At 67.4% G+C, this 24,233-nt stretch carries 30 protein-coding genes and 2 pseudogenes; 21 read left to right on the top strand and 11 right to left on the bottom strand.

The window, feature by feature from the left end; genetic code table 11:
- Positions 1-49: 49 nt before the first annotated feature.
- From ACFYR3_RS43590 to ACFYR3_RS43605, 4 genes are all read right to left on the bottom strand, one after another.
- Positions 50-1,792, bottom strand: coding sequence for an MOSC domain-containing protein (locus ACFYR3_RS43590; RefSeq protein WP_389287892.1), 1,743 nt, complete (start codon positions 1,790-1,792; stop codon positions 50-52).
- 48 nt (positions 1,793-1,840) lie between these two features.
- The gene (locus ACFYR3_RS43595; protein WP_355855284.1) at positions 1,841-2,281 is read right to left on the bottom strand and encodes a DUF427 domain-containing protein; all 441 of its coding nucleotides are present in this window, start codon (positions 2,279-2,281) and stop codon (positions 1,841-1,843) included.
- A gap of 176 nt (positions 2,282-2,457) precedes the next feature.
- Positions 2,458-2,808 (bottom strand): PRC-barrel domain-containing protein, encoded by a 351-nt coding sequence (locus tag ACFYR3_RS43600; RefSeq protein ID WP_355855282.1) that lies wholly within the window; start codon positions 2,806-2,808, stop codon positions 2,458-2,460.
- Positions 2,809-3,055: 247 nt separating this feature from the next.
- Positions 3,056-3,226, bottom strand: a complete 171-nt coding sequence (locus ACFYR3_RS43605; RefSeq protein WP_355855279.1) for a hydrophobic protein — start codon at positions 3,224-3,226, stop codon at positions 3,056-3,058.
- 192 nt (positions 3,227-3,418) lie between these two features.
- Here ACFYR3_RS43605 and ACFYR3_RS43610 point away from each other — a divergent pair, with 192 nt between their 5' ends.
- The 14 genes from ACFYR3_RS43610 (at position 3,419) to ACFYR3_RS43675 (ending at position 11,008) form a co-directional block, all read left to right on the top strand.
- Positions 3,419-3,595, top strand: a complete 177-nt coding sequence (locus ACFYR3_RS43610) for a CsbD family protein (protein WP_356786616.1) — start codon at positions 3,419-3,421, stop codon at positions 3,593-3,595.
- A gap of 158 nt (positions 3,596-3,753) precedes the next feature.
- Complete coding sequence (locus ACFYR3_RS43615) at positions 3,754-3,978, top strand: hypothetical protein (protein WP_355855276.1); 225 nt, start codon at positions 3,754-3,756, stop codon at positions 3,976-3,978.
- 132 nt (positions 3,979-4,110) lie between these two features.
- Positions 4,111-4,431: a gas vesicle protein gene (locus ACFYR3_RS43620; protein WP_355855273.1), complete on the top strand. Its 321-nt coding sequence runs from the start codon at positions 4,111-4,113 to the stop codon at positions 4,429-4,431.
- A gap of 40 nt (positions 4,432-4,471) precedes the next feature.
- On the top strand, positions 4,472-4,942 hold the full coding sequence (gvpJ, locus tag ACFYR3_RS43625) for a gas vesicle protein GvpJ (protein ID WP_355855270.1): 471 nt from the start codon (positions 4,472-4,474) through the stop codon (positions 4,940-4,942).
- Positions 4,943-4,945: 3 nt separating this feature from the next.
- On the top strand, positions 4,946-5,695 hold the full coding sequence (locus ACFYR3_RS43630) for a GvpL/GvpF family gas vesicle protein (RefSeq protein ID WP_355855267.1): 750 nt from the start codon (positions 4,946-4,948) through the stop codon (positions 5,693-5,695).
- Position 5,696: 1 nt separating this feature from the next.
- Positions 5,697-5,951 (top strand): gas vesicle protein GvpG, encoded by a 255-nt coding sequence (locus tag ACFYR3_RS43635; protein WP_355855264.1) that lies wholly within the window; start codon positions 5,697-5,699, stop codon positions 5,949-5,951.
- Positions 5,952-5,958: 7 nt separating this feature from the next.
- Complete coding sequence (locus ACFYR3_RS43640) at positions 5,959-6,981, top strand: histone protein (RefSeq protein ID WP_389287896.1); 1,023 nt, start codon at positions 5,959-5,961, stop codon at positions 6,979-6,981.
- A 6-nt stretch (positions 6,982-6,987) separates the two neighbouring features.
- Positions 6,988-8,115 carry an SRPBCC family protein gene (locus tag ACFYR3_RS43645; protein WP_389287898.1) on the top strand — a complete coding sequence of 376 codons (1,128 nt, stop codon included), beginning with the start codon at positions 6,988-6,990 and terminating at the stop codon, positions 8,113-8,115.
- The gene (gvpJ, locus tag ACFYR3_RS43650) at positions 8,108-8,458 is read left to right on the top strand and encodes a gas vesicle protein GvpJ (protein WP_355855251.1); all 351 of its coding nucleotides are present in this window, start codon (positions 8,108-8,110) and stop codon (positions 8,456-8,458) included. The genes ACFYR3_RS43645 and gvpJ (ACFYR3_RS43650) overlap by 8 nt, the downstream gene beginning before the upstream one ends.
- A gap of 64 nt (positions 8,459-8,522) precedes the next feature.
- Positions 8,523-9,335, top strand: a complete 813-nt coding sequence (locus tag ACFYR3_RS43655) for a GvpL/GvpF family gas vesicle protein (RefSeq protein ID WP_389287900.1) — start codon at positions 8,523-8,525, stop codon at positions 9,333-9,335.
- Between the two features lie 3 nt (positions 9,336-9,338).
- Positions 9,339-9,566: a gas vesicle protein gene (locus tag ACFYR3_RS43660; RefSeq protein WP_355855245.1), complete on the top strand. Its 228-nt coding sequence runs from the start codon at positions 9,339-9,341 to the stop codon at positions 9,564-9,566.
- Entirely contained in the window at positions 9,563-9,841 is a 279-nt protein-coding gene (locus ACFYR3_RS43665) for a gas vesicle protein K (RefSeq protein WP_351130956.1), read from the top strand. The genes ACFYR3_RS43660 and ACFYR3_RS43665 overlap by 4 nt, the downstream gene beginning before the upstream one ends.
- Positions 9,842-10,169: 328 nt before the next feature.
- Positions 10,170-10,541 carry a phage holin family protein gene (locus ACFYR3_RS43670; protein ID WP_355855362.1) on the top strand — a complete coding sequence of 124 codons (372 nt, stop codon included), beginning with the start codon at positions 10,170-10,172 and terminating at the stop codon, positions 10,539-10,541.
- The gene (locus ACFYR3_RS43675) at positions 10,538-11,008 is read left to right on the top strand and encodes a DUF3618 domain-containing protein (protein ID WP_356786606.1); all 471 of its coding nucleotides are present in this window, start codon (positions 10,538-10,540) and stop codon (positions 11,006-11,008) included. The genes ACFYR3_RS43670 and ACFYR3_RS43675 overlap by 4 nt, the downstream gene beginning before the upstream one ends.
- A 303-nt stretch (positions 11,009-11,311) precedes the next feature.
- On the opposite strand, the gene ACFYR3_RS43680 is transcribed toward ACFYR3_RS43675, so the two are convergent.
- The 5 genes from ACFYR3_RS43680 to ACFYR3_RS43700 form a co-directional block, all read right to left on the bottom strand.
- Positions 11,312-11,773: an ATP-binding protein gene (locus ACFYR3_RS43680; protein WP_389287902.1), complete on the bottom strand. Its 462-nt coding sequence runs from the start codon at positions 11,771-11,773 to the stop codon at positions 11,312-11,314.
- A 177-nt stretch (positions 11,774-11,950) separates the two neighbouring features.
- Positions 11,951-13,018 (bottom strand): YihY/virulence factor BrkB family protein, encoded by a 1,068-nt coding sequence (locus ACFYR3_RS43685; RefSeq protein WP_355855237.1) that lies wholly within the window; start codon positions 13,016-13,018, stop codon positions 11,951-11,953.
- Between the two features lie 184 nt (positions 13,019-13,202).
- Positions 13,203-13,571 carry an STAS domain-containing protein gene (locus ACFYR3_RS43690; protein ID WP_355855234.1) on the bottom strand — a complete coding sequence of 123 codons (369 nt, stop codon included), beginning with the start codon at positions 13,569-13,571 and terminating at the stop codon, positions 13,203-13,205.
- A complete protein-coding gene (locus ACFYR3_RS43695; RefSeq protein WP_355855231.1) occupies positions 13,568-14,833 on the bottom strand; it encodes a SpoIIE family protein phosphatase in 1,266 nt (421 codons plus the stop codon). The genes ACFYR3_RS43690 and ACFYR3_RS43695 overlap by 4 nt, the downstream gene beginning before the upstream one ends.
- A complete protein-coding gene (locus ACFYR3_RS43700; protein ID WP_355855228.1) occupies positions 14,833-15,642 on the bottom strand; it encodes an alpha/beta hydrolase in 810 nt (269 codons plus the stop codon). The genes ACFYR3_RS43695 and ACFYR3_RS43700 overlap by 1 nt, the downstream gene beginning before the upstream one ends.
- Before the next feature lie 314 nt (positions 15,643-15,956).
- On the opposite strand from ACFYR3_RS43700, the gene ACFYR3_RS43705 reads away from it, so the two are divergent.
- The 4 genes and pseudogenes from ACFYR3_RS43705 (at position 15,957) to ACFYR3_RS43720 (ending at position 19,315) form a co-directional block, all read left to right on the top strand.
- A complete protein-coding gene (locus ACFYR3_RS43705; RefSeq protein ID WP_355855225.1) occupies positions 15,957-16,637 on the top strand; it encodes a HemK2/MTQ2 family protein methyltransferase in 681 nt (226 codons plus the stop codon).
- Positions 16,621-16,791, top strand: a pseudogene (locus tag ACFYR3_RS43710) (CDGSH iron-sulfur domain-containing protein); the annotation flags it as partial. The gene ACFYR3_RS43705 and the pseudogene ACFYR3_RS43710, both read left to right, overlap by 17 nt.
- Before the next feature lie 117 nt (positions 16,792-16,908).
- Positions 16,909-17,997 carry an iron-containing redox enzyme family protein gene (locus tag ACFYR3_RS43715; protein WP_389287911.1) on the top strand — a complete coding sequence of 363 codons (1,089 nt, stop codon included), beginning with the start codon at positions 16,909-16,911 and terminating at the stop codon, positions 17,995-17,997.
- A 523-nt stretch (positions 17,998-18,520) separates the two neighbouring features.
- Entirely contained in the window at positions 18,521-19,315 is a 795-nt protein-coding gene (locus ACFYR3_RS43720; protein WP_389287905.1) for an RNA polymerase sigma factor SigF, read from the top strand.
- Positions 19,316-19,501: 186 nt separating this feature from the next.
- On the opposite strand, the gene ACFYR3_RS43725 is transcribed toward ACFYR3_RS43720, so the two are convergent.
- Both ACFYR3_RS43725 and ACFYR3_RS43730 read right to left on the bottom strand, forming a co-directional pair.
- A complete protein-coding gene (locus tag ACFYR3_RS43725; RefSeq protein ID WP_355855221.1) occupies positions 19,502-19,990 on the bottom strand; it encodes a DUF2231 domain-containing protein in 489 nt (162 codons plus the stop codon).
- Between the two features lie 384 nt (positions 19,991-20,374).
- Positions 20,375-20,716 carry a hypothetical protein gene (locus ACFYR3_RS43730; protein WP_389287907.1) on the bottom strand — a complete coding sequence of 114 codons (342 nt, stop codon included), beginning with the start codon at positions 20,714-20,716 and terminating at the stop codon, positions 20,375-20,377.
- A 692-nt stretch (positions 20,717-21,408) separates the two neighbouring features.
- Here ACFYR3_RS43730 and ACFYR3_RS43735 point away from each other — a divergent pair.
- The 3 genes and pseudogenes from ACFYR3_RS43735 to ACFYR3_RS43745 all read left to right on the top strand — a co-directional run.
- Positions 21,409-21,786, top strand: a pseudogene (locus ACFYR3_RS43735) (LuxR C-terminal-related transcriptional regulator); the annotation flags it as partial.
- Between the two features lie 853 nt (positions 21,787-22,639).
- The gene (locus tag ACFYR3_RS43740) at positions 22,640-23,257 is read left to right on the top strand and encodes a TauD/TfdA dioxygenase family protein (RefSeq protein WP_389287909.1); all 618 of its coding nucleotides are present in this window, start codon (positions 22,640-22,642) and stop codon (positions 23,255-23,257) included.
- Positions 23,257-24,147 carry an ABC transporter permease gene (locus ACFYR3_RS43745; protein ID WP_355855213.1) on the top strand — a complete coding sequence of 297 codons (891 nt, stop codon included), beginning with the start codon at positions 23,257-23,259 and terminating at the stop codon, positions 24,145-24,147. The genes ACFYR3_RS43740 and ACFYR3_RS43745 overlap by 1 nt, the downstream gene beginning before the upstream one ends.
- Positions 24,148-24,233 lie beyond the last annotated feature (86 nt).

Below are 24,233 nucleotides of genomic sequence, written 5' to 3' on the forward strand. Positions count from 1 at the left end.
AGGAACACCACTGGCCACACACCTGGGTTTCTGATGGCCACCAGCCTGGTCATCCAACGGCCACCCACCTGGGCATCTCAGTGGCCGTTGACAAGCAGATCAGGGCCTGTCCCGCGGGAGGCTCCTCAAGCGGGGGTGACGTGTAAGCGATCTCGCCGGACAGGAGAGGCGTGATGCAGGTGTGGCACACCCCGGTGCGGCAGCTCCAGCGGACGGGAACGTCGCATGCCTCGGCGAGTTCGAGCAGGCTGCTTCGCCCGTTCGGGAACGGTGTGGAGATGCCGCTGCGGGCAAAGGTCACCACCGGGCCGGTCCCGGGCGGGCCGGGCGGTTGGTGCGGCCGTAGACCGCTCTGTCCGGTCAGACCGGGGGTGAGGGAGGGAAGCGCACCGAAGAGCTCGGAGTGGACGGCGCCAGGGTCGAACCCGGCGGCGGTGAGCGCGTCTTCGATGTCGGTCATGAACGAGGCCGGCCCGCAGATGTACGCGGTTGCGTCCGCCGGGACACCGAGAGCGATCAAGTTGTCCTTGGTGAGGCGTCCTGACCGGGCCTGATTGCGGCCGTACTCGCCGGGCTGGGCGGCGCTGTAGAACACGCGCTCGCGGGAGTGCGGCAGCGCGGTGAGCAGGGTGTGTGCCTCTGCGGCCAGTGTGTCTTCCCGCGGGCTGCGGGCACCGTGGATCCACCAGACCTCGCGGGCGCTGGACGAGGCCGCAAGCTCGTGCAGCATGGCCAGCACCGGAGTCAGACCGATGCCGGCGGAGATGAGAAGGACCGGTCCGGTGCCCTCCTGGAGGACGAAGTCGCCTCGCGGGGCTGCGGCGTCGAGCGTCGTACCCGGCCGTAGCTTCGTGGTCAGATACGCGCTGACCGTGCCGTGCGGTTCGTGTTTGACGCTGATCCGATAGCGGCCGCCATCGGGCGCCGAGGACAGCGAGTAGCTGCGCACCGGGGCAGGTTGTCCGGCTCCGGGCACGCGCAGCGTCAGGTACTGGCCCGCGCGGGCAGGAGGGAGCCGGGATTCGTCCGGGGCCACGAGGTGGATCGAGGACACTGTTGCGTTCTCGGGAATCACTTCAGCCACGCGCAGCGCTCTGAATCCGTCCCACGCCGACGCCACGCCGCCTGCGGCAGCAGCGCCCGGAACCTCCGCGGCCTCGAGCAATTCACGGAACGAGCCCTGCCAGCCGGGGCTCAGCGCAGGGATGCTCACCGCCAGCCGCAGCTTCTCGGGGTCCCGGTCAGGGAGGTAGAGCAGTGCGTCGGTGTCGGCCACACTCAGTGTGCCCGGCCCGGACCCGATTTTGATGATCTCGTCGCCGGCCTGGATGTGCCCTTCCCGCAGGATCCGCATGTAGAACCCGGGACGGTGGTGGCTGACCAGCAGAGCGGGCAGCTCGGGTTCACCGAGGCGCATGCCCACGCGGTAGCAGGTGACGCGAGGCTGGGTCACCTCGAACTCGGCTTCCCCGATGCGGTACCGGTCACCGATGCACACCTCGTAGTCCGAAAGGCCGTCGACGGTGAGGTTCTCCCCGAACTGACCGTGCCCGAGGTCGTCGCGGCCGAAGTGCTGTTTCCAGTGCTGGTACGACTCGATCTGGTAGACGAGCACGGCCCGCTGCTCACCGCCGTGGCCGGCCGTGTCGCCCTGCCCGTCGCCGTCGATGTTGAGACGCCGCACCATGACCGGTCCGTGGACCGGGTACTTCCACACACCGGTGAAGACGGTTCGGCCCTGCCAAGGCACATTCTTCGGCATACCGACATTCACCGAAAGCAAAGACGGCACCGGGTCCTCCCTCTCTCGGTAGCTCTCCTGCGAATACGGCGGCAGAGGTCAGGCCCGTTGATCAGGGAGCGCTGCGTCGAGGTCGAAGTTGCGGTCCACTCCGTGCGAGACGACACTCTGCTCGGGTTCCAGGCTCTGCCACACACCGTCGAGGTGCACGTCGATCTGGTCCGGTTCGCACGACACCATCCCTGCAATCCGGTGTACCTCGTCCCAGGCGGCCTCGTACGACCATGCTGCACGCCGGGCGTCTGCGATGTCGCAGTAGCCGGCCAGGCCCTTGTAGGGCAGAACCTCTACTGCTCGACCGGGCTCAGCGCTGACTCTTCGATGTCGGCGCGCGCAACGCACCAGCGGGGTGCGAACCCGGACTGGTACAGAACCGCGGGGTCGCTTGCAGTCGGCGATGACGGGCGCGCCGCTGCGGACGACCAGGTGGCGGCTGGTGCCCGCGCGGTGTACCGAAACCCTGCGGACCTCCTCGACCATCTCGACACCGGTGTCTTTGCCGATCGGGAATGAAATGAACGGGGAACCAAGGATGCCGGTGCGGCGTGATCGGTCTCTTGAGAGCCACGTACGTTCCGGTTGTCGTAGGACACATGGGAAGTGGGGCCGCCCGGAAGGTCTCCGGGCGGCCCCACTTCTTGCCTGGCGCTGTGAGGTCAGGGGCGGTGGTTCTCGTAGTAGCCACCGACCTGCTCGTGGTAGCCGGTGTCGCCGACGTGCTTGTCCTTGTCGAACTCGGGAGAGTCCTTGATCTGGTCCTTGGTGAGGGCGACGTAGATCTTCCGCTCGGCCTGGTCGACCGTCTTCACGGTCCCGGCCGGCAGCAGAACATGCTTGCCGAAGATCCACACGCCGGTGTCGACGACGAGGTACGAGGAGCTGACGTCGTCCGAGTGCTTGTCGACCTTCCCGATACTGCCGTCGGTCGCCTCGACCTTGTACCCGGTCAGATCGGTGCCCGCGATGTGGCCGGTGGTCGGCTGGTAGCCCCAGATGCTGTCACTCATAAAACGGCTCCCTCATCGAAATTGTTCGCCATTCCACAGAAAATCTGCGGAGTCGTAGAAGCGTCATCCAATATCCGGTGACGTTTCCTCGGAACGTCGGGTGCCCTGCATCCCGGATGCCACACACCCGCACTGAAGAAATACGTCATCTGTATTCACCCACGTGCACCCGCGCAACGGAGCGCGGGTGGGTCCCGACGCCTTGACGTCGGGACCCACCCGGGTCAGTGAGTTGTTCCCAACAGGCCTACCAGCGGTACCAGCGGCCTCGCTTGCCGCCGCTTGCCGCAGGGCGGATCACGAAGCCGAGGACCCATACGACCAGCACGATGACGGCGATCCACCACAAAGCCTTGAGTGCGAAACCGGCACCGAAGAGGATCAGAGCGAGCAGAAGAACGAGAAGAACAGGAATCATAGTCATCAACCTCCGAGCCGTCATGTGCCCTGCGAAACGATCTCCACTCCCACGGAGCTCAGCTATTTTTACGGAACTTGGAGCGACGAAAGTTCCGTGGACCGTCTCTTCCGTCCTTCCGGGTTTGAGGGAGTGATCAGGGGTGACACGGGAGTTGGAATATTCCTCAATAAGGACAGGGTGTGAGTGGTTGTGGCTGCGGACGAGAAGGCCCAGGCCAAGGGCGAGCAGGCCAAGGGCAAGGCCAAGAAGGTCGTCGGCGGTGCGGTGGGCAACGAGTCCCTGAAGGCTGAGGGGCACGTCGAAGAGTCCAAGGGCGATCTGCGCTCGGCCAAGGAGAAGGCCAAGGACGCCATCAAGCCCAAGTAGCGCCGGTCCGACCGATCCCGGCAGCCCTCTCTTGTTCCGGGCTGCCGGGATCGGTGCTGTCCTGGCAGCGAACCACTGCCCTGTCGCCTTCGCGTTCGGGCCACTCGGGCGCATGGTCGGCTACTCGGCAGTCTCTGTTCGACGCGGCGGAAGCACACGTGAGCAGGCCGGGTGCCCGACACGTTCAGTTTTGCCGGGGCGCGCGGCACGATCCCGGCATCGGCATCGGCATCGGCATCGGCTCGATCGTCGACATCGCGCTGGCGGATTGGTCGGCGTACGGGTATGCGACGGGGTTCATCCGTGCCGAGAACGCCGCTTGCGACGTGACCGGGGGCCGCCCGGCACAGAAGATCCCGCCGGTGTGCGTCGGCACCTCGTGAGTGTGATCCGCGCCCGGCGCGGTCCTGGTCCCCCGATTCGGGACGCCGGTGCAGACGACCATGATGCCTGGCACGAACGCCCGACTGGCCCACTCGAGGTGCGTCGAACCGGACACACACGAGACTGGATTCATGGCAGAAGAGCGTCGGCCGCGCGCAAGGAAATCCTCGACGACAACATCTCGCCGCACACCGTCCGTGCGTGGGGCGGAACACGCTGCGCGTGCTGCCTGTCGGAGCCTGGAAGGCCTGATCGGTCATCCGACGGAGGGCGTGTCAGCGGTGGGGCGTGAGGGCGACGGCTGGTGTGTCGTCGTGGACGTCCTCGAGCTGCCGCGGATTCCGGACACGACGAGCCTGCTCGCCTCGTACGAGGTACGGCTCGACCAGGACGGCGAACTCATGGAGTACCGCCGGGTCCGCCGCTACCGGCGGGGGTCCGCCGACGAGTGACCAGTGACTTAGGTCTGCCCGACTACCGGAAGGATGCCCCATGCCTGCGACCACATACTCCGACGAAGTAGTGGCGTGTCCGCCGCGCGCCGGCACGTTGTACGACGTGCTCGAACTCATTCTTGACCGGGGCATGGTGATCGACGTGTTCGTCCGGGTGTCCCTGGTCGGCATCGAGATCCTCAAGATAGACGCGCGCATCGTGGTGGCGAGTGTCGACACGTACCTGCGATTCGCGGAAGCGTGCAACCGGCTTGACCTGGAACGTGACTCCAGCAGCACCACCATCCCCGAGCTGCTCAGCGGTGGTGCCGCCAAGTCCATCGGCAAACGCAAGGTTCGCAAGGCCGCGGAAAGTGTGGGGGACACGGTCCGCAAGGTGGTCGGCGGTGGTGACGACGATTCCGACGAGTCTGATGAGGACGAGGAAGAGCAGCAGGAACGGCCGAGGAAGCGACGTGCTCCGGCCCGAGGCGGTAGCAGCCGTCGACGACGACCCGTGGAGGCGTGAGCCGTGACCGGCGATGGTGTGTACGTCTACGCGATCATCCGCGCGGGAAAGCCGCTGCCGGTGGACGCAACGGGTGTGGGCAGCCCGGCTGCCCCGCTGCGGGCGATCCGGCAGGGACGGGTCGCCGCTGTTGTGAGTGAGGCTCCGCCCAAGCTCCGCGCCAGACGGCGCGATCTGCTCGCTCACCAGGATTTGCTGCTGCGCCTGTCGGAGCTGGGGTCGGTACTGCCGATGCGGTTCGGCATGGTCGCGTCCGACGAGGAAGCGGTGCGCGGCCAGTTGAAGGCCCGCGAGGCGGACCACGTGGCCGCACTGGAACACCTCTCCGACGGGGTCGAGGTAAATGTCAAGGCACTCCCGGCCAAGGACGCGCTGGCAAACCTTGTGGCGCAGGACAAGAACGTCCGCCGACTGCGGGACGAAGTGCGTCGACGGCCCGGATACGAAGCCAGCCTGCGACTGGGCGAGGCCGTCTCGGCCGCTCTGGAGAGCAGGGCCGCCGAAGCCGGTCGGCGAGTTCTGCGCGAACTCACGCCCAGGGCCCGTGCGGTGGCCTCGGGCCCAGAAGTCCAGGGATGCGTGCTCAATGCGTCGTTCCTCGTCAATCGCGGGGACAGCGATGCCTTTCGAAGCGCGGCAGAGCGTTTCGGCCGTACGCATCGCGACCGTGTGGAGCTGCGTCTCACGGGCCCGCTTCCTTGTTACAGCTTCGTCTCCGCCGAAGGAACTCCCGTCCGAGCCATTGGAGTCTGAGGTGGGACTCATCACCGGCCTGCTCACCCTCCCGATCGCGCCGGTCCGCGGCGTTATCTGGGTGGCGGAGAAGCTCAATGACGCCGCCGAGCGTGAATTGCACGACCCAGGAGTGCTCCGTGCCCAACTCGCTCTGCTGAACCGGGAGCTTGAAGACGGAGACATCAGCCTGGAGGAGTTCGAACGAGAAGAGGAACGGCTGCTCGACCGGCTGCATGCCGCACAGAACTGTTCGACGCCGAAGGACCGAAGGTGACGAGATCATGAAAGACACGGAAAAGGTGGCTCTCGCGGCTGCGGTAGTGGGCGGCTATGTGCTGGGCCGTACCAAGAAGGGCCGACTGGCCTTGTCCATTGCGACCTACCTGGCGGGCCGGCGATTCGGTCTTGAACCTCGCCAGCTCGCCGCCGAAGGGATGCGCAAACTGGGGGAGATCCCGCAAGTCGCCGAGTTGCAGGAGCAATTGCGGGGGGAAGTACTGGAGGCGGGCCGCCAGGCACTGACCGCCGCCGCCGACCGAGGCATGGCCACGCTTGCCGACACCCTCAGCGACCGTACGGCCCGTCTCCTGGAGAAGGCGGATGAGGGGGAGGAGTACGAGGAGGAGTACGCCCCGGACGAGGAGGACGCGGAGTACGAGGAAGGGGAAGAGGAGGAGGGAGAGCCGGAGGCCGAGTACGAGGAGGACCAGGCCGAGGAGGAGGAAGAGGCGGAGCCGGAAGACGAATACGAGGACGAGGAAGAGCCGGAAGAAGAGCCGGAAGAAGAGCCGGAAGAAGAGCCGGAAGAAGAGCCGGAAGAAGAAGAGCCCGAAGAAGAACCGGAAGCGAGGCCGCGGAGGCGCCGCGGTTCGCCATCGGATCGGTCCCGCAGGGCACCCGCACGAGCGGCACGTGAGAAGAAGGCTCCCGCCGGCGGGGACAAGCCTCGGGCGGCCAAGAAGACCGCGCCGGCGAAGAAGGCCACCGCCGGCAAGACGGCTGTGAAGAAGGCGGCACCCAGCAAGAAGGCGGCACCCAGCAAGAAGGCGGCACCCGGCCAGAAGGCCGCGGCCGGCAAGACGGCGAAGAGCTCGGCGGCGAAGAAGACCGCGGCGAAGAAGGCAGCCCCGGCGAAGAAGACCTCGGCGAAGAAGACAGCACCGGCGAAGAAGACCGCCGCGAAGAAGACAGCACCGGCCAAGAAGACCGCCGCGAAGAAGACAGCACCGGCCAAGAAGACCGCCGCGAAGAAGACGACGTCTTCCAAGCGAGCAGCATCCAAGCGTGCCGATCGTCGGAGGTAGGCAACGATGACCAAGACGGAAAAGGACGAGTCGTCAGAGGAAACGTCGGGTGTGGACCGGCTTCGCGAAGAACTGTCCAAGTTCGTGTCCGCGCAGGTGGAGAATCTTGCGGAGAAAGCCGGCGACAAACTGACGGACGTCGCCGGGCAGCTGACTGACTCGGCCCAGAACGGTGGCTCGCTTCCCGCGATCGGGTCCCGCATCCTCCAGGGCGACTCACCGCTGAAGGCATTCGTGTCGGAGAAGGCCAAGGGCGTCAAGGACAATGTCGTAGAAAAGGCCAAGAGCGCCTTTGGGGGCGGCAAAGGGAAGCGGAAGGCCAGCGGCGGCAAGGTCATGAACATCATCGAGGTTCTCGATGTAGGCGTGCCGCTCCGAGACACCTACGACTACTGGACGCAGTACGACAAATTCAGCAGCTTTGCGAAGGGCGTTCGCGACGTTTCGAAGGGTGATGAGACAGGGAGCGACTGGAAGGTCAAAGTCGGCCCTTCATCGCGCAGTTTCAAGGCGACTGTCCAGGAGCAGATTCCCGATGACCGCATCGTGTGGACCTCCGAGGGAGCCAAGGGGACGACTCGCGGCGCGGTGAGCTTCCATGAGCTGGCGCCCACCCTGACCCGAATTGTCCTGGTGGTGGAGTACTACCCGTCGGGCTTCTTCGAGAAGACGGGCAACCTATGGCGCGCGCAAGGGCGCCGCATGCGACTGGACTTCAAGAACTTCCAGCGATACGTGACCCTCACCAATGAGGAACCCGAGGGCTGGCGGGGCGAAATCCGTGACGGAGAGGTCGTCGTATCCCACGAGGACGCCGTAGAAGAGGAAGAGGCCGAGCAGGAGGAGTCGGAGGGCGAAGAGCCCGAGGGTGAGAGCGAAGGCGATGCCGGGGAGGGCGCCGACTCCGCATACGAGGACGAGGACGAGGACGAGGACGAGGACGAGGACGGAGAAGGGGCGGAGGGCGCATACGAGGACGAGGACGAGGAGGACGCATACGAAGACGAGGGAGAAGAGGGGGCGGAGGGCGCGTACGAGGACGAGGACGAAGCGGGGGCGGAGGACGAAGACGAGACGGAGGACGAGGAAGAAGCTCCGAGGAAGAGGCGAGGACAGAGGCGACGCCGTGAATGACGTCGACTACCGGCAGGGCTCTTACCCTGTCTCCGGCCCTCAGACCACCAACCTCGCCGACATTCTCGAACGCGTTCTGGACAAAGGAATCGTGATCGCCGGGGACATCAAGGTCGATCTCCTCGACATCGAACTGCTCACCATTCGGCTCCGCTTGTTCGTGGCGTCCGTGGATACCGCGAAGAAGGCCGGAATCGACTGGTGGGAAAGTGATCCGGCACTCAGTTCGCGCGCTTCACGCAGCGCCTTGCAGGAAGAGAACCGTGAATTGCGTGAGCGGCTGAAAGAGCTCGAATCCGAGACACCGGAGAAAGAGCTCGAATCCGAGACGGCGGAGAAATAGCCAGAGCGGCGGCCCTACAGCAGAAACGCCCCGAGTCGGCAAGGAACAAGGAGAACCGAGGTACATGACGGAGCGCGGGCCTGAGCCTACGGGCGTCAACACCATCTATGTGTTCGCTGTCTGCTGGAACCCGGACCTTTCGGCCGTCGTCGGGCTACCGGGTGTCGCTGACGAGGCGCGTGTGAGCTCACTGTCGCTGGGGACACTGACGGCGATCGTCCAGACTGTCCGGGCGAGCGACTTCACGGACGAAGTCTGGCAGGCGCGCCTGTCCGACCAGCGGGAACTCGAACGATACGCACGCGCCCACCATGATGTCGTCGCCGCGGTCGCGGCTTGCTGTCCGACAGTTCCGCTGCCGATGGCCACGCTTTACCACGATGAGGAGAGGGCGCGAGAGGCCCTCGCCAAAGAGGCGGATCGGTTCAATGCCGCGCTCAAGCGCATCGCACACCATGCCGAATGGGGTGTGAAGGTCTACGCGCCGCCCTGCCCGAGAGACGACACGGTGCAGACGCCGATCAGGCAGGTCACGCCGACTGAGCGCTCTCGCCCGGCGGCTGGAGCCGGCCTTGCCTACCTGAACCGCAAGCGGGGCGCGCAGGAGCGCCGCGAGCGGATCCAGGACGAGGCATTGAGGACCGCGGAAGCGGTGGATGCCGAAGTCCGGGGCCTCGCCGCCGCGTCCCGTAGGTTGCGGCCGCACGCCCAGCCCTCCGGTGAACGCCGGGTCCAGGTTCTCAATGCGACGTATCTGGTGGCCGAACACCGCGCTGAGGACCTGGCGTTGCTGACACGGACACTGCAGGAACGCACCGGGGCGGATATTGAGCTGTCCGGGCCGTGGGTGCCCTACTCATTTGTTGGCGAGGTGTAGACCGTGACGCACGAGGTGGTGCCCTGGGACACCCCGGGACCCCTGAGCGGCCCCATCGGGGTCCCGCTCGTCGATCTGCTGGACCGTGTCCTGGCAACCGGCGTGGTGATCAGCGGGGATCTGGTCATCGGCATCGCCGACGTTCCGCTGGTGCGGTTGTCCCTTCATGCGCTGCTGTCGTCCGTCAACGAGCGCGTCCCGGCTCCCTGGGCGGACGGCGGCCCGCTGTGAGCGGCTCCCGACTCGACCTGGACTCCGACCAGATGGGGCGCGACCTGGTCGCCCTGGTACTCACCGTGGTCGAACTCCTCAGGCAGTTGATGGAGCGCCAGGCGATTCGCCGTGTCGAGCAGGGCGACCTCAGTGATGAGCAGGTTGACGAGATCGGGACCACGCTCATGTTGCTCGACCAGCGGATGGCGGAACTCTGTGAGCAGCACGGAGTGCGTCCGGAAGATCTCAATCTCGACCTCGGCCCGCTCGGAACCCTTCTGCCCAGGAGCTGAAGACGTTGATCCAGCTCTGCCGGATCCGCAGCAACCCTCGCCGTGCCCGCCGCGGCGGAGCCGGCCGACCTCTTCTTGCCTGGGGCGTGCGGTGACGGGGACTTGCCCCTGCCCGGCCCCCGCGTCGCGTGAGAACTCGCCCGGATCGCCGAGCATTTCCTGAACTGATCCGCGATGTTCCGGGTACTCGCTGCCTCAACGACTGCCGAAACGCGTCACGGCGCTTCGGCACCAGCGACGAGACAGGCGGGAGGTGATCGCTGTGTCAAACACGCAGTCGCATGTCGACGGACCCGGCAAGCACACGCGGGGAACGGGGTCGGATCAGGTGGGTGAGCTGGTACAGCGGGCCTCGCAGCAGCTCACCGAACTCGTGCGAGGCGAACTTCGGCTGGCCCAGGCGGAGATGAAGGAAAAGGGCAGGCGCTACGCCAAGGGCAGCGGACTGTTCGGCGGCGCGGGAGTGGTCGGCTTTCTGACGCTTGAAGCCCTCGTGGCGGCCGCGATCGCCGGCTTGGCCGTGCCGCTGCCGGTGTGGGCCGCGGCGCTCATTGTCACCGCCATTCTGGGCGCTATTGCCGCGGTGATCGCCCTGAGCGGCAAGAAGCAGATCAGCCGGGCGGCTCCCCCGATGCCGGAGCAGGCGATCGAGAACGTGAAGGCCGATGTGGCCGAGATCAAGGAGAGTGCCCACCGATGAGCAACCTGTCGGACGATGAGCAGACTGCCGCCACTCCTGGAGAACTGCGGGAGCAGGTCGAGCAGACCCGAGCCGAGCTCGGGGAGACGGTCCAGGCGTTGGCCGACAAGGCCGATGTCAAGGCCCGGGCCAAGGAGAAGGGTACCGAGGTCAAGGAGAGGACCGCCGAGGTCGCGGAGCAGGCGGTGGCCAAGGCAGGGGAGTTGAAGGCCAAGGCCGTCGGGGCCGCGCACTCGGTCCAGGACAAGCTGCCCGACGCCCTCAAGGACAAGGCCGGCCAGGCCGCCGGGCAGGTTCGGGACAAGGCCGCGCAGGCCGGGAGCGTGTGGGAGGAGAGGGCTCCCGACTCGGTGCGTCAGCATGCGGCTGAAGGCGCGCGCATGGCACGGAACAATCGCACGCTGTTGCTCGGCGTCGCGGGTGCGGCGCTGATCGTGTGGTGGGTGGTCCGTCCCGGGAAGGGTTGACGGGAGGCGACGCAGGTGCCCAGCCAGGTTCGCGTCGCGCCGCGCACCGGTGTCGCGCGGCGGCAGGAGTCCGAATGCAGAGGCGACGCCGCTGGTCCCTGTTGTCGCAACGATCAGCGCCCGGGTCCGCATGGTGCCGGACCCACCCTTCGAGTGACCTGCCCGACTCGGGTCAAACAAGTACATCGGCGGATCGCCGACCGCACGGGAGCGGAGGTTGGCGCGAGTCATGGGCACGCAGCCGGCCGGCCGAGTGCTCGACCTGCTCCAGGCCCATCCTGGAACGCCTTGGACCTCAGGACGTCAGCCTCGTCCCGACCCCGAGTCGTCGGCCAGAGCGATGTGCGCGGTGACGCGTTTGCCGGACGGTTCCACGTGGACCTGGAAGTTCCGCGCGACGGCCATGACGATCTCCAGGCCGTGCCGCCCGATTCGAAGGGGATCGACGGCGCAGGCGACGGGACGGGTGCGGCGGCTGTCTCGCACGGTCACTTCCACTGTGGCCTCCGCGATTCGCAATTCCATGAATATGGGACCTGGGGCATATTTTCGGGCGTTGGTGACCAGTTCGCTGACCACCAATTGAGTCAGGTCCATCACGCGGGTGGAGACGACGACGTCCTGATCTGCCTGGACACGGGTGAGGAAGTCCGCCGCGAGGTGACGCGCTTCGGCGATGCAGGAGTTGCCGCCGGCCAATGGGACGGCGGTGGCTATGGGGTGAGTGCTCGGCGCCCCCGCTCGGTCCCGATCGGACGACTCCATATTTGTTCACCTTCGTTCCTGTTGTCCGCCATGTACCCCGGGCGGCGGAGAAGATGCTGCTCCTGCTCGCACGCATCCGCTGTTCGGGCATGCCGCCCCGTAGCATCGGGACCGGGTGGAGCACACGCTCCGGCCGATCGCGAGTGCGCGGGCGGGAGCGCCCCGGGACTCGGCACCTTACGAGGGGGGCGCCGAACCTTCGTCGTGCAGGTGGCGTCGGTCCTCCTCGTCCCATGTCCGGGTGTCGCGCGGCTGGGTGTAGGGCTGGGTGTCCGGCGGCATGCCCCCGGCGATCGCCCGCTGGCGTACCGCCTCCGCGTCGAACTCCAGACCCAGGAGGATGGCGAGGTTGCTGATCCACAGCCACACCAGGAAGACGACGACGCCGGCCATCGTGCCGTAGGTCTTGTTGTACGAGGCGAAGTTGGCCACGTAGAACGCGAATCCGGCGGAGGCGATCATCCAGATCGCCAGGGCCAGGAAACTGCCCGGAGTGATCCACTTGAAGCCCTTCACCTTCGCGTTCGGGCTCGCCCAGTACAGGATCGCGATCATCGCCATGACGAGTACTACCAGGACGGGCCATTTGGCGATCGACCACACCGTCAGCGCGGTGTCCCCGATCCCGAGCGCCGTGCCGGCCTGGCGGGCCACGCCACCGGTGAAGACCACGATCAGCGCACTGACCACCGCCAGCCCCATCAGTGCGACCGTCACGCCGACGCGCACCGGCAGGATCTTCCATACCGGGCGGCCCTCGGGCATGTCATAGACGACGTTCGCGGCGCGGATGAACGCCGCGACATAGCCGGATGCCGACCACACCGCCACCACCAGACCGACGATCGCCACGATGGAACCGGTGCCCGCGTTGCCCTGCAACTGCTCCACGGCGCGGGTGATGATGTCGCGGGCCGGGCCGGGAGTGAGCTGTCTGAGATTGTTCAGCACCTTGTCCGTGGTCGACCTGCCGGTGATGCCCAGCAGGGAGACCAGGACCAGCAGGGCCGGGAACAAGGCGAGGACCCCGTAGTACGTGAGCGCCGCCGCCCGGTCGGCCAGCTCGTCCTCCTTGAACTCCCGCAGGCTCCCGGTGAACACCTTGCCCCACGCCCGCCCGGGCAGCTTCGTCGGCGCGTCCGGCGCCCGCCGCTCCACCTCGGGTCCGGGCCCGGCCTCCGCAGGTGCCGGTTCGTTGTCACTGCCGTTTTGGTCTATTTGTTCTGAAGGGTGCGATTCCGTCATACCCGCCGGGTACCCAGGCTCAAGGCATTGAGCAACGGTCCGGGGGCGGGGGCGGGGGCGGGGGCGGATGGGCGAGAGCGTCGAGCGCGCGGACCGTGCCCGGGTCGTCCCTGGTGGCACCGTGCGGGGATTGTGGCGAGCCGGCGGTGGCGTCCTGCCTGAGTTCGGGCGGGATGCCCCGCCTTCACTCAGGAGCAGGCGGTGGTTGAGTCCACGCTGCCTCAGCCGCCTGCGAGGTGGGCTGGATGGAGAAGACCTGTTCCAGACCCACCATGCGGAAGGTCCGGTGGACGCCGTCCGGTACCGCGGCCAGAACGACGGACGCGTCGGCTGCCAGCGCGCGGTTGCGGGCGGCGATGAGAACAGTGATGCCGGTGGAATCGCAGAAGGTGAGCCGGTCCAGGTCGATGACGAGTTGCTGACCGGGGGAGAGGGCGAGGCGAGGGAGCAGTATGCGGACCTCCGGCGCGCTGTGATGGTCCAGGGCGCCGATCAGTTCGACCACCGGGCCGGCCTGAGTGGTGCGGGTGCGGACGGTCAGTTCGTGGCTCACATCTGCTCTTCACTGCTGTGTCGGGGCACATTGAAGGCCAGGACCGCGGTGTCGTCGTCCACGCCGGTACCGAAGGTGTCGAGCAGGTCCCGGATCGCGGCCACGGCGTCGCGGGCGGTCGTGGGTGCCAGCTCCTGGGCGAACTCCAGCAGGGCTTCGTCGCCGTAGCGGCCCTCGGCGCCGACGGAGTGGGCTTCGGTGAGACCGTCGGTGTGCAGGAACAGAGTGTCGCCGGGGTCGAGGCGGACGCTGGTGGTGGCGATGTCGGCGTCGGGAAGGACGCCGATCAGTTGGCCGCCGGGGGTCGGCAGGTAGTCGGCACGGCCGTCGGAACGCATCAGCAGGGCCGGCGGATGGCCGCCGCTGGCCAGGGTGACCTGGAAGCCGCCTTCGTCTCCGTCCGGGGTGAGCAGGCCGAAGATGACGGTGCAGAAACGTGGGTCCTGGCCGTTGTACTCGTGATTCAAGACGGTGTTGAGGTTGGCGAGCACGGCCGCGGGCTCGGGGTCGTACACGGCAGCCGCGCGCAGTGTGTAGCGCGCGAGGGAGGTGATGGCCGCGGCGGCGGCTCCCTTGCCGCAGACGTCGCCCAGGAAGAATCCCCAGGTGCCGGAGGCGAGGGGGAACAAGTCGTAGAAGTCACCACCGACCTCGTCGGCGGATGCGACGTGGTAGTAAGCGGCGACGTCCAGGCCGGGCACGTCCACCAGGGTGGGGGGCAGCAGCGTTTTCTGGAGTGTGGCGTTCAGTCGCTTCAGGCGTTCGCGTTCCCGGTCCGATTCCTGACGGGCGCGCAAGAGCTCGGATTCGTACGTACGCCGGTCTCGGGCGTCGAAGACAGTGGTGCGGATCAGTAGCGGCTGTCCGTCACTGCCCGTGCGAATGATGGACGTCACCAGAACCGGCAGCCGCCCGCCGTCAGCGGTTTTGAGTTCCAGGGCGATGCCGCTGATTTGGCCCTGCATGCGCAGCAGCGGGCCGAAATGGGTCTCGTGGTAGAGCCTGCCGCCGACGGTGAGGAGATCGGAGAAATCCCTCCGGCCGACCAGATCGCCGCTTTCGTAGCCGAGCCAGTTCAGCAGAGTCTGGTTGATCTTCGCGATGCGGCCGTCCAGCGTCGTGGAGAGGTAGCCGCACGGAGCGTGTTCGTACAAATCCTCCGCACTGTCCTCCAGTAGCGCGGAGAACATGGCCTGGTCGTCACCCGGCTGAGAGCCCGGGGGAGAAGCCCCGCTCTTCTCGTGGTCGTCGGTCTCGCACATCAAAGGCCGGCTCCGACGAAGGCCGCGATCGCGGCAGCGGTCTCCTCGGGGGCGGCGAGCTGCGGGCAGTGCCCAGTGGCATTCAGTGTGATCAGCCTGCTGCCGGGAATCTGCGTCTGCACGAAGGCCCCTACCTCCGGCGGTGCGATCGCGTCCTTGGAGCACTGCGCCACCAGCGTCGGAACCCGCACATGAACGAGGGACTCGCGATTGTCGGACAGGAACGTGACCCGGGCGAAGACCCGGGCGATGTCCGGATCGGTCCGGCAGAAGCTGTTTGCCAGCTCCTCACCCAGTTCAGGACGCTCGGGATTACCTGTGATCACCGGGGCCATGGCACGCGACCAGCCCAGATAGTTCGCGTCCAGCGACTCCAGAAGCTCCTCTATGTCCTCGGCGCTGAACCCGCCCCGATAGCCGGATACCGGGTCGTCGATGAAACAGGGAGAAGGGGCGAGCAGAAGCAGACCACTGAAAGCACCCGGTTCCTGTGTCGAGGCCACCACACCCATCATGGCGCTCACCGAGTGTCCGACGAACGTCACGGGCCCCAGCTCGAGCTCGTGACATATCTCCAGCACGTCCTCGGCGTAGCCGTCGATCGTGGAGTGGCGCTGTTCGCTCCACGACGCCAGATCCGAGCGTCCGGCCCCCACATGATCGAACAACACCACGGTGAAATCGCGCTCCAGCAGCGGCACCACCAGCCGCCACATGTTCTGGTCGCACCCGAATCCATGCGCGAGCATCACGACGGGGCCGCCCGTTCGGCCGGTCACCCTCACATGGTTCCTGCTCCGCACGTCCATACGAGACATCCTCGCAGACTGGCCCGGGGCCCGACCGAAAGTCCCAGCTGCCCGTGGACCACACGCGAGCGGCTCACCGACGTGTGGATCACCGATGTGTGGATCACCGCCTCAGGGGCACTCAGTGCGGAAGAGAACCACGGGACCCAAGTGCCGACAGGGACGGCTCGCCCGGACGGAGAGCTGCACCGCAGAACGCCGCCGTCACGGACACGTGACGCGTCCACCTCCTCGATTCCTCAGCCGGCTCGGCATGGGTGCGCGACAGGAGGACCCAGGTCGTCCCGCGCCGTACCCGACATCGGAGGCAGGCAGTGACCACCCAGACGTTGACCCCTTTGGTTCCCGCGTTTCTCCTTGCACCCCCCGGGGTGTACCGGCCTCAGCACGACACGCACCTTCTGGCGCGGGCGCTGAGCCGTGAGGACATGAGCTCCGGCACCCGCGTTCTGGAGCTGGGAACGGGCAGTGGTGCCCTGGCGCTGGAGGCGGCGAGACGGGGAGCCCGTGTGACGGCTGTCGACATCTCCTGGCGGGCCGTGCTGACCGCGCGCTTCAACGCGATGATCGCCCGGAAGCATGTCACTGTCCGTCATGGCGACCTCACGGCCGCGGTGGCGGGTCAGTCGTACGACCTGGTGATCAGCAATCCGCCCTACGTGCCCTCTCCAGACGCCCGCCTCCCTCGTAAGGGCGCTGCTCGGGCCTGGGAGGCGGGGCACGACGGCCGGATCCTGGTGGACCGGATCTGTGACGCCGTGCCCGTGGTGCTGCGGCCCACCGGTGTACTCCTGGTGGTCCATTCGGGCCTCTGCGGTGTCGATGCCACCTTGGACAGGCTCGCGGGCGCCGGCATGGCCCCGGTGGTCACGGACCGGGCCATGGTTCCGTTCGGACCCGTACTGCGGTCCCGTTTGCCGTGGCTGCGCCGGACAGGCCTGCTCGGCGACGAGGTCGAGGAAGAGCTGGTGGTCATCCGTGCCGAACACGCCTGAACGACCGCGCCGTGTCCGCGTCGACCCCGAAGGGCCGCTGCTCGTGGAGGGGCCCGTCGAGGTGATCGGAGAGGACGGAAGCGTCACTGTCTCGCGCCGGTTCACCGTGGCCATCTGTACCTGTCGACGCAGCCGCATCCATCCCTGGTGCGACACCAGCCACCGACGACGCGTGAAACCGGACGGCGAGGCCACCGGGCCCGCCAGGTCGTCCGGGGGCTGCCGATCCGAGCCGGGCGATGCGGACGGCCGGGCCGAAGGGAGCCGAGTGATGCCCACCCCACAAGAGGCGCGGCTGTCCAGTCCGCCGCTGCCCGCCCCGCGAGGCGCGCTGTCCGTCGGCGTCGTCTCCGCTCTCGGGCACGGACAGCCGGTCCCGGGACCGGAAGGGGCAGCCGGCGCCGATCCCTACGGTGACGATCTGCAACTCGCTCTGTATGTGTTGTACGAACTTCACTACCAAGGGTTCGACGCGGTGGATGAAGAGCGTGAGTGGGACCCCGACCTCCTGGTCCTGCGCCGCGCACTCGAACAGAGATTCCTCACCGCTCTGCGGGCCGACGTCCCCCGCCCGGTCCCGCTGAAGCAGGCGCTCGACGACCTGCAGATCGAGCCGGTGGGCCACGACGACACGAGCGTCTCGCACTATCTGCAACGCGAGGGCGAACCGGGCCAGTTGGCGGAGTACGCGGCGCTGCGGTCGCTCTATCACCTCAAAGAGGCGGACCCGCACGCCTGGGTCATCCCCCGGCTGCACGGCCGCGCCAAGGCGGCGATGGTGGCCGTGGAGTACGACGAATTCGGTGCGGGGCGCCCGGAGGAGATCCATGCCAGGCTCTACGCCGACCTCATGGCGGACCTCGGTCTGGAGACGGCATACGGCCACTACCTCGATGCCGCCCCGGCCGCGGCACTCGCCACCGTGAACCTGATGTCCCTGTTCGGGCTGCACCGGGCGTTGCGGGGCGCACTCGTGGGACACTTCGCCGCTGTCGAGATGACGTCCTCCCCCGGTTCGCGCCGACTGGCGAAGGCGCTGCGCCGCATCGGCGCCGGGCCGGCCGCCATCCGGTTCTACGACGAGCACGTCGAGGCGGATGCTGTCCACGAACAGGTCGTACGACACGACGTGGTGGGCGGTCTGTTGGAGAGCGAGCCGACGCTGGAGCCGGACGTCGTCTTCGGCGTCCAGGCCACCACGCTCCTGGAGGACCGACTCGGCGCCGTGCTCCTCACTGCCTGGCGGGACGGACACAGCGTTCTTCGCGTCCCTGCTCGGCGCAGCGGTCAGGGCCAGGAACTCCAGCCCTCGACCTCGGCACTTCCTCACCCGGGACAAGAAGGCAGTCCGCATGAGTGACAGAGCGCTCGTGTTGCGAGGCTTTGGCCCTCGGTGCACACGCCGTATGACTCAATCGACCACTCCGCGAGTCACCTTGCGGACGGGGAATCACCATGGACAGCAATCGCGAGATGGATTCGGTGAACCGCGTTCAGCAACTGTCGGAAAAGCGGTTTCGATCGGCGGTCCGATTTTTTGGAATGGTTTACGGGATCATGCCGTGGCGATGACAGTTTTGATGATTCGCGGTCCAGGGGCGGGATGAAACCGTCACCACTTGGGGTGATCGAAGATCTTCGGAATTGATTGCGCGAATTGCTCCATGGCTATCACGCTTCAGAACCGGCTGATTCCCCAGCGTCACAAATTTAGTTATCCGTTTACCGGACCGGTATGGGGGAAAGTCGAGAGAAGTGCTTCGGATAGAAGGCACGTCCGTGGGTGCGTTTCGCTCCGCTTGGCGGGTGTGTCCCGAGAGCCGTGTGGTCGTCCCCATGGTGTTCTGTCCAGTCAGCAACCCCCTGAGGGAGTTGTAAGCACCATGCGCACCGAGATCACCCCGAAGCGACGTACCCACCTCGACGCCCCCGACAGCGTTGCCGCATTCGCCCACCTGGCCGGTCTCGCTGACGGGCCCGAGAGGCGGGCTCTGCGTGACGAGGTCGTACAGGCGTGGATGCCCATGGCGAAGCGCATCGCCGGCAAGTACCGGGGCAGGGGCGAGTCCGTCGAGGACCTGACCCAGGTCGCCGCACTGGGCCTCGTCAAGTCCGTGGACCGTTACGACCCGGACCGGGGCAACGCCTTCGAGAGCTACGCGGTCCCGACCATCGTCGGAGAGATCAAGCGACACTTCCGTGACCACATGTGGGTCGTGCACGTGCCGCGCCGGGTCCAGGAGGCGCGTAACAAGGTGCGCATCGCCATGAAAGAGCTCTCGCCGACACTCTCGGGCCGCTGGCCCACCGTCAGTGAGATCGCCGAGTACGCACAGCTGACCGAAGACGAGGTACGCACCGGTCTGGAAGCCCTGGACAGCTTCGCGACCCTTTCACTGGACGCCGAACTGCCCGGCGGTGACGGTGGACAGACCCTGGCCGACACGCTGGGAGAGTCCGACGCCGGTTTTGACCTGGTCGTCGACCGCGAAGCCGTCAAGCCCGCCCTGCGCGGCCTTCCCGAGCGCGAGCAGACAATTCTCTACCTGCGGTTCTTCTGCGGCATGACGCAGAGCTGCATCGCGGAGCAGCTCGGCGTCTCGCAGATGCACGTCTCGCGTCTGCTCAGCAGCTGCTGCGCGTCGCTGCGTGAGCAGGTGCTCTCGGACGCGGCATAGGGCTGCGGGAGCAGACGCGGCCGGGCGCCTGGCGGGTTTGCCTTCCGGGAGGCCGGTGGCGACCGAGGATGATCATGGCTTCCTCCGATGAAGGGACGTCGCCTGCGGGCGTCCTCATCCTTTGTCACGGGTCCGCGCCTTCCGCGAGACAAACGCGGATCCGGAGGCGTCGGCAGACACGGCCGCCTATGTCGTGGGATTCGCTCCTACGGCCTGCCGATAAGCCACGTGGCCGCCCAGCGCACCGCTCAGAGCGACGGCTGCCAAGCCGCCCAACGACCACAGCTTGCCCTTCGTAGGGTGACGGCGGAGCCGCGCGGTCAGGGATGCGGCGTAGAACGCCACCGCTGCCACGTTCGAGACCGCATGGGCCAGTCCGACCCGGGCCTGCTCGGGCGGCAGGTCCGCCCAGTCGGCCCAGCCCGCGACCGCTGCCGGAGCGACTCCGGCCAAACCGACGGCCGTGAGGGTTGTCGGCGCATGCCCCCCTCCCGGCACGATGTCCAGTACGGCGGCCGACAGCCAGCAACCGATCGGTACCTGTACCAGCAGGGGATGGACAGGATGGCCCAGCGGTCGACCGCGCAGCAGTTCACGTACCTCACCCAGCGGGAGCGAGCGGATTCCCCGCTGGAGGACTCGGATTGCCGGATCCGCAACCCTGGACCGTTCCATACGGTCCAGGGTTGTCAGCCACCATGTCGACGCCGTGTCCAAGGGGGAGGGACTCCTGGTTTCCGTGGAGCTGTCGAAGGCGTGTGTGTTCATGTACAACGGCTACCCGGCATCGCGCCGCTGTCTCGCCGTGGCCTCGACTGCACCCGAACGGTCTGCCTCCCAACGGTGGAGTCATGGCCGGGTGCGTTCACGGTCTTCACGGTCACGACGGCGAGTGGCCAGCCGTCGTGGCGGCCGGCGCGGACCTGGCGCGGACGCTCGCCGCCGTACGCGGTCAACGCGGTTTTCTCCACGTGCGGGCTGAGCGGCGCATCCGTCGGACACCGGTCAGGCCGCCTTCCCGTAGGACGCGCAGAGAAGCGGCTGTACCCCGTCCGCCCGCTAACTGGTTCGGGCCGGGCGCGGCTCAGTCCGCTGGTGAGGGGACGCGGGACCGTCTGTGGTGTGGTCGTCGTCGGACCCTCGGCTGTCCTTGCCGACGAAGAAGCTCGACACGGCCGTGAAAGTGGAGGTGACGGCGATCCGCACGGCCCATTCGCCGACGGCGCTGTGCCCGACGGCGGAGGCGAAGGCGGGCGCGTTGAGCAGGGCGCTGCTCACAGGCCAAGAGCCCACGCAGGTAACCGCGTAGACCCACAGCGGAGGTTCGTTGGAGGCGGTCAGGACGGAGGCCGCGAGGATCACGACCACGCTGAGTACGACGGTGAGTGAGGTGATGTCCATGGCCATCAGCATTCCGTCGGCGGGGCGGTGAGTCGTCGTCGCGGCGGAGGATCGGCGCCTCTGTCGCAGGGTAGAGACGACCCGCCGTTCGCCTCGCCCTTCCCGCCTCAGACGCGCACCCTCCGCAGACCGCAGACCGCAGACCGCAGACCGCAGACCGCAGACCGCAGACCGCAGACCGCAGACCGCAGACCGCAGACCGCAGACCGCAGACCGGTGCCTGTCTGTCCCGGCCGGGCGGCGCCCCCGACGCTCGTGCCCGACATGGAGACGACACGGAACTGGGTACTCCCGGTGCTGCTCGCCGGCGCACAGGTCGTGTGGCTGTGGCACGGGACCGCTGTGATGGACAGCCCGGCACCGGGCCCGGCGGCTGCCGTCGGCATTCTCGTCGCCATCGCGGTGGAGACCGTGGCACTCACCCGGCGGCGACACGAGCCCGGGCGGGTGCTGGTGTGGACCCTGGGGGCATCCGTACTGGGTCAGGCGATGGCGTACGACACTTACGCCGAACTAGGTCTGCTGGTCGCCCTCTATTCCGTCGCCGTGCGTCGTTCCGCCGCGGTCGCGACGCGCGCCCTCACCGCCGCCGTCGGCTCTGCCCGGCTGATGGCGGTCGTACAGATCGGCTTCCGGACAGCACTCGCCACCCAACTCGCGCTCCAGGCAGCCACGTACGTCAGCTGCGCCGAGCCTCCGGCTTCCTGCTCAAGGACGCCCGGCCCGAGGACCTCCTGTCCGCCCTCCGTGTCGTCGCCTCCGGCGAGGGGATCCTCGCTCCGGCCGTCACCCGCCGCCTCATCAACACCTTCGCCCAGGGCGCGCCCCCGCCGCCCGCCGTCACCGGCGCTCTCGGTCAACTCACCCCACGCGAAGGGGAAGTGCTGCTCCACATCGCCTCGGGCCTGACCAACGCGGAGATCGCAGTCACCCTGGGCGTGGCCACCGGGACCGTCAAAACGCACGTCAACGCCCTGCTCACCAAGCTGGGACTGCGAGACCGGGTGCAGGCGACCATCCTGGCCTACGAGAGCGGGCTGATCCGCCCGCGCGGAGTGCCCGCCGACTGACTCTCCGCGCCGCCCGTGGTACGACGTCGCCTCGTCGCCTGTAGTGGCAGGGACGCCCAGCCGGGGCGTGCGGCCGACCGCGCTGTGGCGGAGCCGGCTCGGACCGGCCACCGCATCGGACAGCGCGGCCACGGCGAGGGCGTCCAGCGGTGTCGACCGTCACCTGGCACCCTCCGCGCCTCCGTATCTCCAGGGCGGAGAAGGTCCAGGCTTCCGCAATGTGAGACCTGCCCCGGAAGTTGTTGACCGACGGCGTGGGCGTCTGCTCAACTCACGTTCCATGACCCCGCGCGTGGAATTGACCCGGAGGCGCCACATCGACCTGGCGCACGTCTCCAGCGCGTTCTGTTGTCGTTGACCCCCAAGGTGTGTCGCTGATCCACGAAGCGGTCCTCGGCAGCGGCCGGTGTGCGCCGAAGGCGTAACTCCGGCAGGTGCGGTGCGTAGCCGCCTCGGCGGTGTCTCCCGAGGGACCGCGGTCCCCACCGCATGACTGCCTTCTTCTCTTCGTCCTCTCTGCGCTCCTGTTCTCTCCCTAGGGGGAAGCGGGTGCGGCACGACGCGAGGCCGGCGAGGGGGTGCGCCCTCGGCTTTGGGCCAAGGGCACGTCGTGCAAGTGGCGTGGACCCGGCGGGATTTCAGCAAGACACCCCGGACGGTGCGCGCCGGGCGGCGTGGCGGCACGACCTCCACCACACAGCCTGGCCTTCGACCGGTACCTCCTGCCCGGTCGTCGAGGCCCTCGCACCGCGAGCGGACCGAGTACGGGCTGCGTAGCCGTTCATCGCCGCCATCACCAACTCCGACTCTCAGCATCCGGCCGTGCGCCCAATTCCTCGAGAGGGAAACCCTCATGCCTTCATCCATCCGCAAACTCACGGGCCGCATCGGCGCGGTCGTCGAGGGCGCCGACCTCACGGCGCCCCCCGAGCGCTCGACGACCACGCCGCTCCGACAAGCCCTCGACGAGCACAAAGCGATCGTGTTCGACCAGGTGCACCTCGACAACGCCGGTCAGGAACGCGTGGCCGGGTGGTTCGGCGAACTCACCACCACCCACCGGAACGTGCCGGCCGCAGACGGCACCACGAACGTGCTCGCCGTCGACAGCGAGACGTCCAAGGCCGATGAATGGCACAAGGACGTCACCTTCGTGGTCGACCCGCCGCAGCTCACCACGCTCCGGTCCATCGTGACCACGCTGTACGGCGGCGAGACGCTCATCGCGAACGCGGCCACCGCCTGCCGCGACCTGCCCGAACCGCTCCGCGCCCTCGCGGACCCACTGCGAGTCGTACACACCAACCACGACTACGCGCACCCTTCGGCCGCGTCGGTGCTGCGCGCGGAGTACGACCTCAACCGTGTGACGGTCGCGGGGGACGTGCCGGTCGGTGTCGACGGCCGGCGCAGCGAGCAACTCCTCGGTGACATCTGGCACTACGGCAAAGTGCTGGAGGTGGCTGCCTGATGACCGAGGTCAGCCTCGAGAGGCCGACCGTCGTCCCGGCGGCTGCCGAGACGACGAGCGCCCCGGGACGTGAGGTCTTCCTGCCGCGTGACGCCCGCCCCCAGACCCTGCTCCGCACCCTCCGCGAGCGGCTGCGCTGGCCGCTGGGGATCTACACGACACCGGTCGTGATCATCATCGCCTGGGAAATCCTGGCCAGGGCGGGAGTGCTGAAGAAGACCTACGCTCCGGCACCGACCTCCATCGTCAAATCGGCCGTCGACCTGTGGCAACAGGGCGTCCTCGGGCCGGACTTGGCCATCTCGCTCCAACGGGCCGGCATCGGACTCACGATCGGTCTGACGGTGGGCATCGTCACCGGCGTGCTCGGCGGGCTGCTGCGCAGCGGCGAGTATCTCTTCAACGGCCTCGTGCAGGTTCTCAACACGATCCCGCTGCTGGCGGTGCTGCCGCTGATGATCGTGTGGTTCGGCATCGACGAGCTCACGAAGGTGCTGCTGATCTCGTTCGGTGCGGGCGTCCCGATGTATCTCAACCTGTTCGCCGCGATCCGGGGTGTCGACCAGCGGCTGATCGAGATGGCGCGGACGACGGGCGCGGGCACCTGGCGCCTCGTGACGCGGGTCCTGGTGCCGGGAGCCCTGCCGGGGTTCCTGGTCGGCCTCCGGTTCTCCCTCGCGTACAGCGTCCTGGGCCTCGTCGCAGCCGAGACCGTCAACGCCGACAAAGGGCTCGGCTTCCTCATCACGCAAGGGCAGACCTACCTGCAGACGGGCCAGGTCTTCGTGGGGCTGGTCATCTACTCGCTCCTCGGTCTGCTCGCCGACCAGTTCGTCCGGGTTCTCGAGCGGGTGCTGCTGCGGTGGCGCCCCAGTTATGAGGCGGCATGAGTTTCCTGAGTCAACCTCTATGCCGCCAAGGGTTCCTCAGCGGCTGCGCTGACCTTGCCGTTGGCTTGGTGGATGGCGGGGTCGTA

The organism is Streptomyces sp. NPDC005784 (assembly GCF_042871525.1).
Taxonomy (GTDB): domain Bacteria; phylum Actinomycetota; class Actinomycetes; order Streptomycetales; family Streptomycetaceae; genus Streptomyces.

Excerpts from the sequence above, each read along its gene's own strand:
- ACFYR3_RS43595 (WP_355855284.1), bottom strand. The coding sequence starts at position 2,281 with ATGGTCGAGGAGGTCCGCAGGGTTTCGGTACACCGCGCGGGCACCAGC.
- ACFYR3_RS43600 (WP_355855282.1), bottom strand. The coding sequence starts at position 2,808 with ATGAGTGACAGCATCTGGGGCTACCAGCCGACCACCGGCCACATCGCG.
- ACFYR3_RS43605 (WP_355855279.1), bottom strand. The coding sequence starts at position 3,226 with ATGATTCCTGTTCTTCTCGTTCTTCTGCTCGCTCTGATCCTCTTCGGT.
- ACFYR3_RS43620 (WP_355855273.1), top strand. The coding sequence starts at position 4,111 with ATGGCAGAAGAGCGTCGGCCGCGCGCAAGGAAATCCTCGACGACAACA.
- gvpJ (WP_355855270.1), top strand. The coding sequence starts at position 4,472 with ATGCCTGCGACCACATACTCCGACGAAGTAGTGGCGTGTCCGCCGCGC.
- ACFYR3_RS43640 (WP_389287896.1), top strand. The coding sequence starts at position 5,959 with ATGAAAGACACGGAAAAGGTGGCTCTCGCGGCTGCGGTAGTGGGCGGC.
- ACFYR3_RS43645 (WP_389287898.1), top strand. The coding sequence starts at position 6,988 with ATGACCAAGACGGAAAAGGACGAGTCGTCAGAGGAAACGTCGGGTGTG.
- ACFYR3_RS43655 (WP_389287900.1), top strand. The coding sequence starts at position 8,523 with ATGACGGAGCGCGGGCCTGAGCCTACGGGCGTCAACACCATCTATGTG.
- ACFYR3_RS43675 (WP_356786606.1), top strand. The coding sequence starts at position 10,538 with ATGAGCAACCTGTCGGACGATGAGCAGACTGCCGCCACTCCTGGAGAA.
- ACFYR3_RS43680 (WP_389287902.1), bottom strand. The coding sequence starts at position 11,773 with ATGGAGTCGTCCGATCGGGACCGAGCGGGGGCGCCGAGCACTCACCCC.
- ACFYR3_RS43685 (WP_355855237.1), bottom strand. The coding sequence starts at position 13,018 with ATGACGGAATCGCACCCTTCAGAACAAATAGACCAAAACGGCAGTGAC.
- ACFYR3_RS43695 (WP_355855231.1), bottom strand. The coding sequence starts at position 14,833 with ATGTGCGAGACCGACGACCACGAGAAGAGCGGGGCTTCTCCCCCGGGC.
- ACFYR3_RS43700 (WP_355855228.1), bottom strand. The coding sequence starts at position 15,642 with ATGGACGTGCGGAGCAGGAACCATGTGAGGGTGACCGGCCGAACGGGC.
- ACFYR3_RS43715 (WP_389287911.1), top strand. The coding sequence starts at position 16,909 with ATGCCCACCCCACAAGAGGCGCGGCTGTCCAGTCCGCCGCTGCCCGCC.
- ACFYR3_RS43720 (WP_389287905.1), top strand. The coding sequence starts at position 18,521 with ATGCGCACCGAGATCACCCCGAAGCGACGTACCCACCTCGACGCCCCC.
- ACFYR3_RS43725 (WP_355855221.1), bottom strand. The coding sequence starts at position 19,990 with ATGGAACGGTCCAGGGTTGCGGATCCGGCAATCCGAGTCCTCCAGCGG.
- ACFYR3_RS43730 (WP_389287907.1), bottom strand. The coding sequence starts at position 20,716 with ATGGACATCACCTCACTCACCGTCGTACTCAGCGTGGTCGTGATCCTC.
- ACFYR3_RS43740 (WP_389287909.1), top strand. The coding sequence starts at position 22,640 with ATGCCTTCATCCATCCGCAAACTCACGGGCCGCATCGGCGCGGTCGTC.
- ACFYR3_RS43745 (WP_355855213.1), top strand. The coding sequence starts at position 23,257 with ATGACCGAGGTCAGCCTCGAGAGGCCGACCGTCGTCCCGGCGGCTGCC.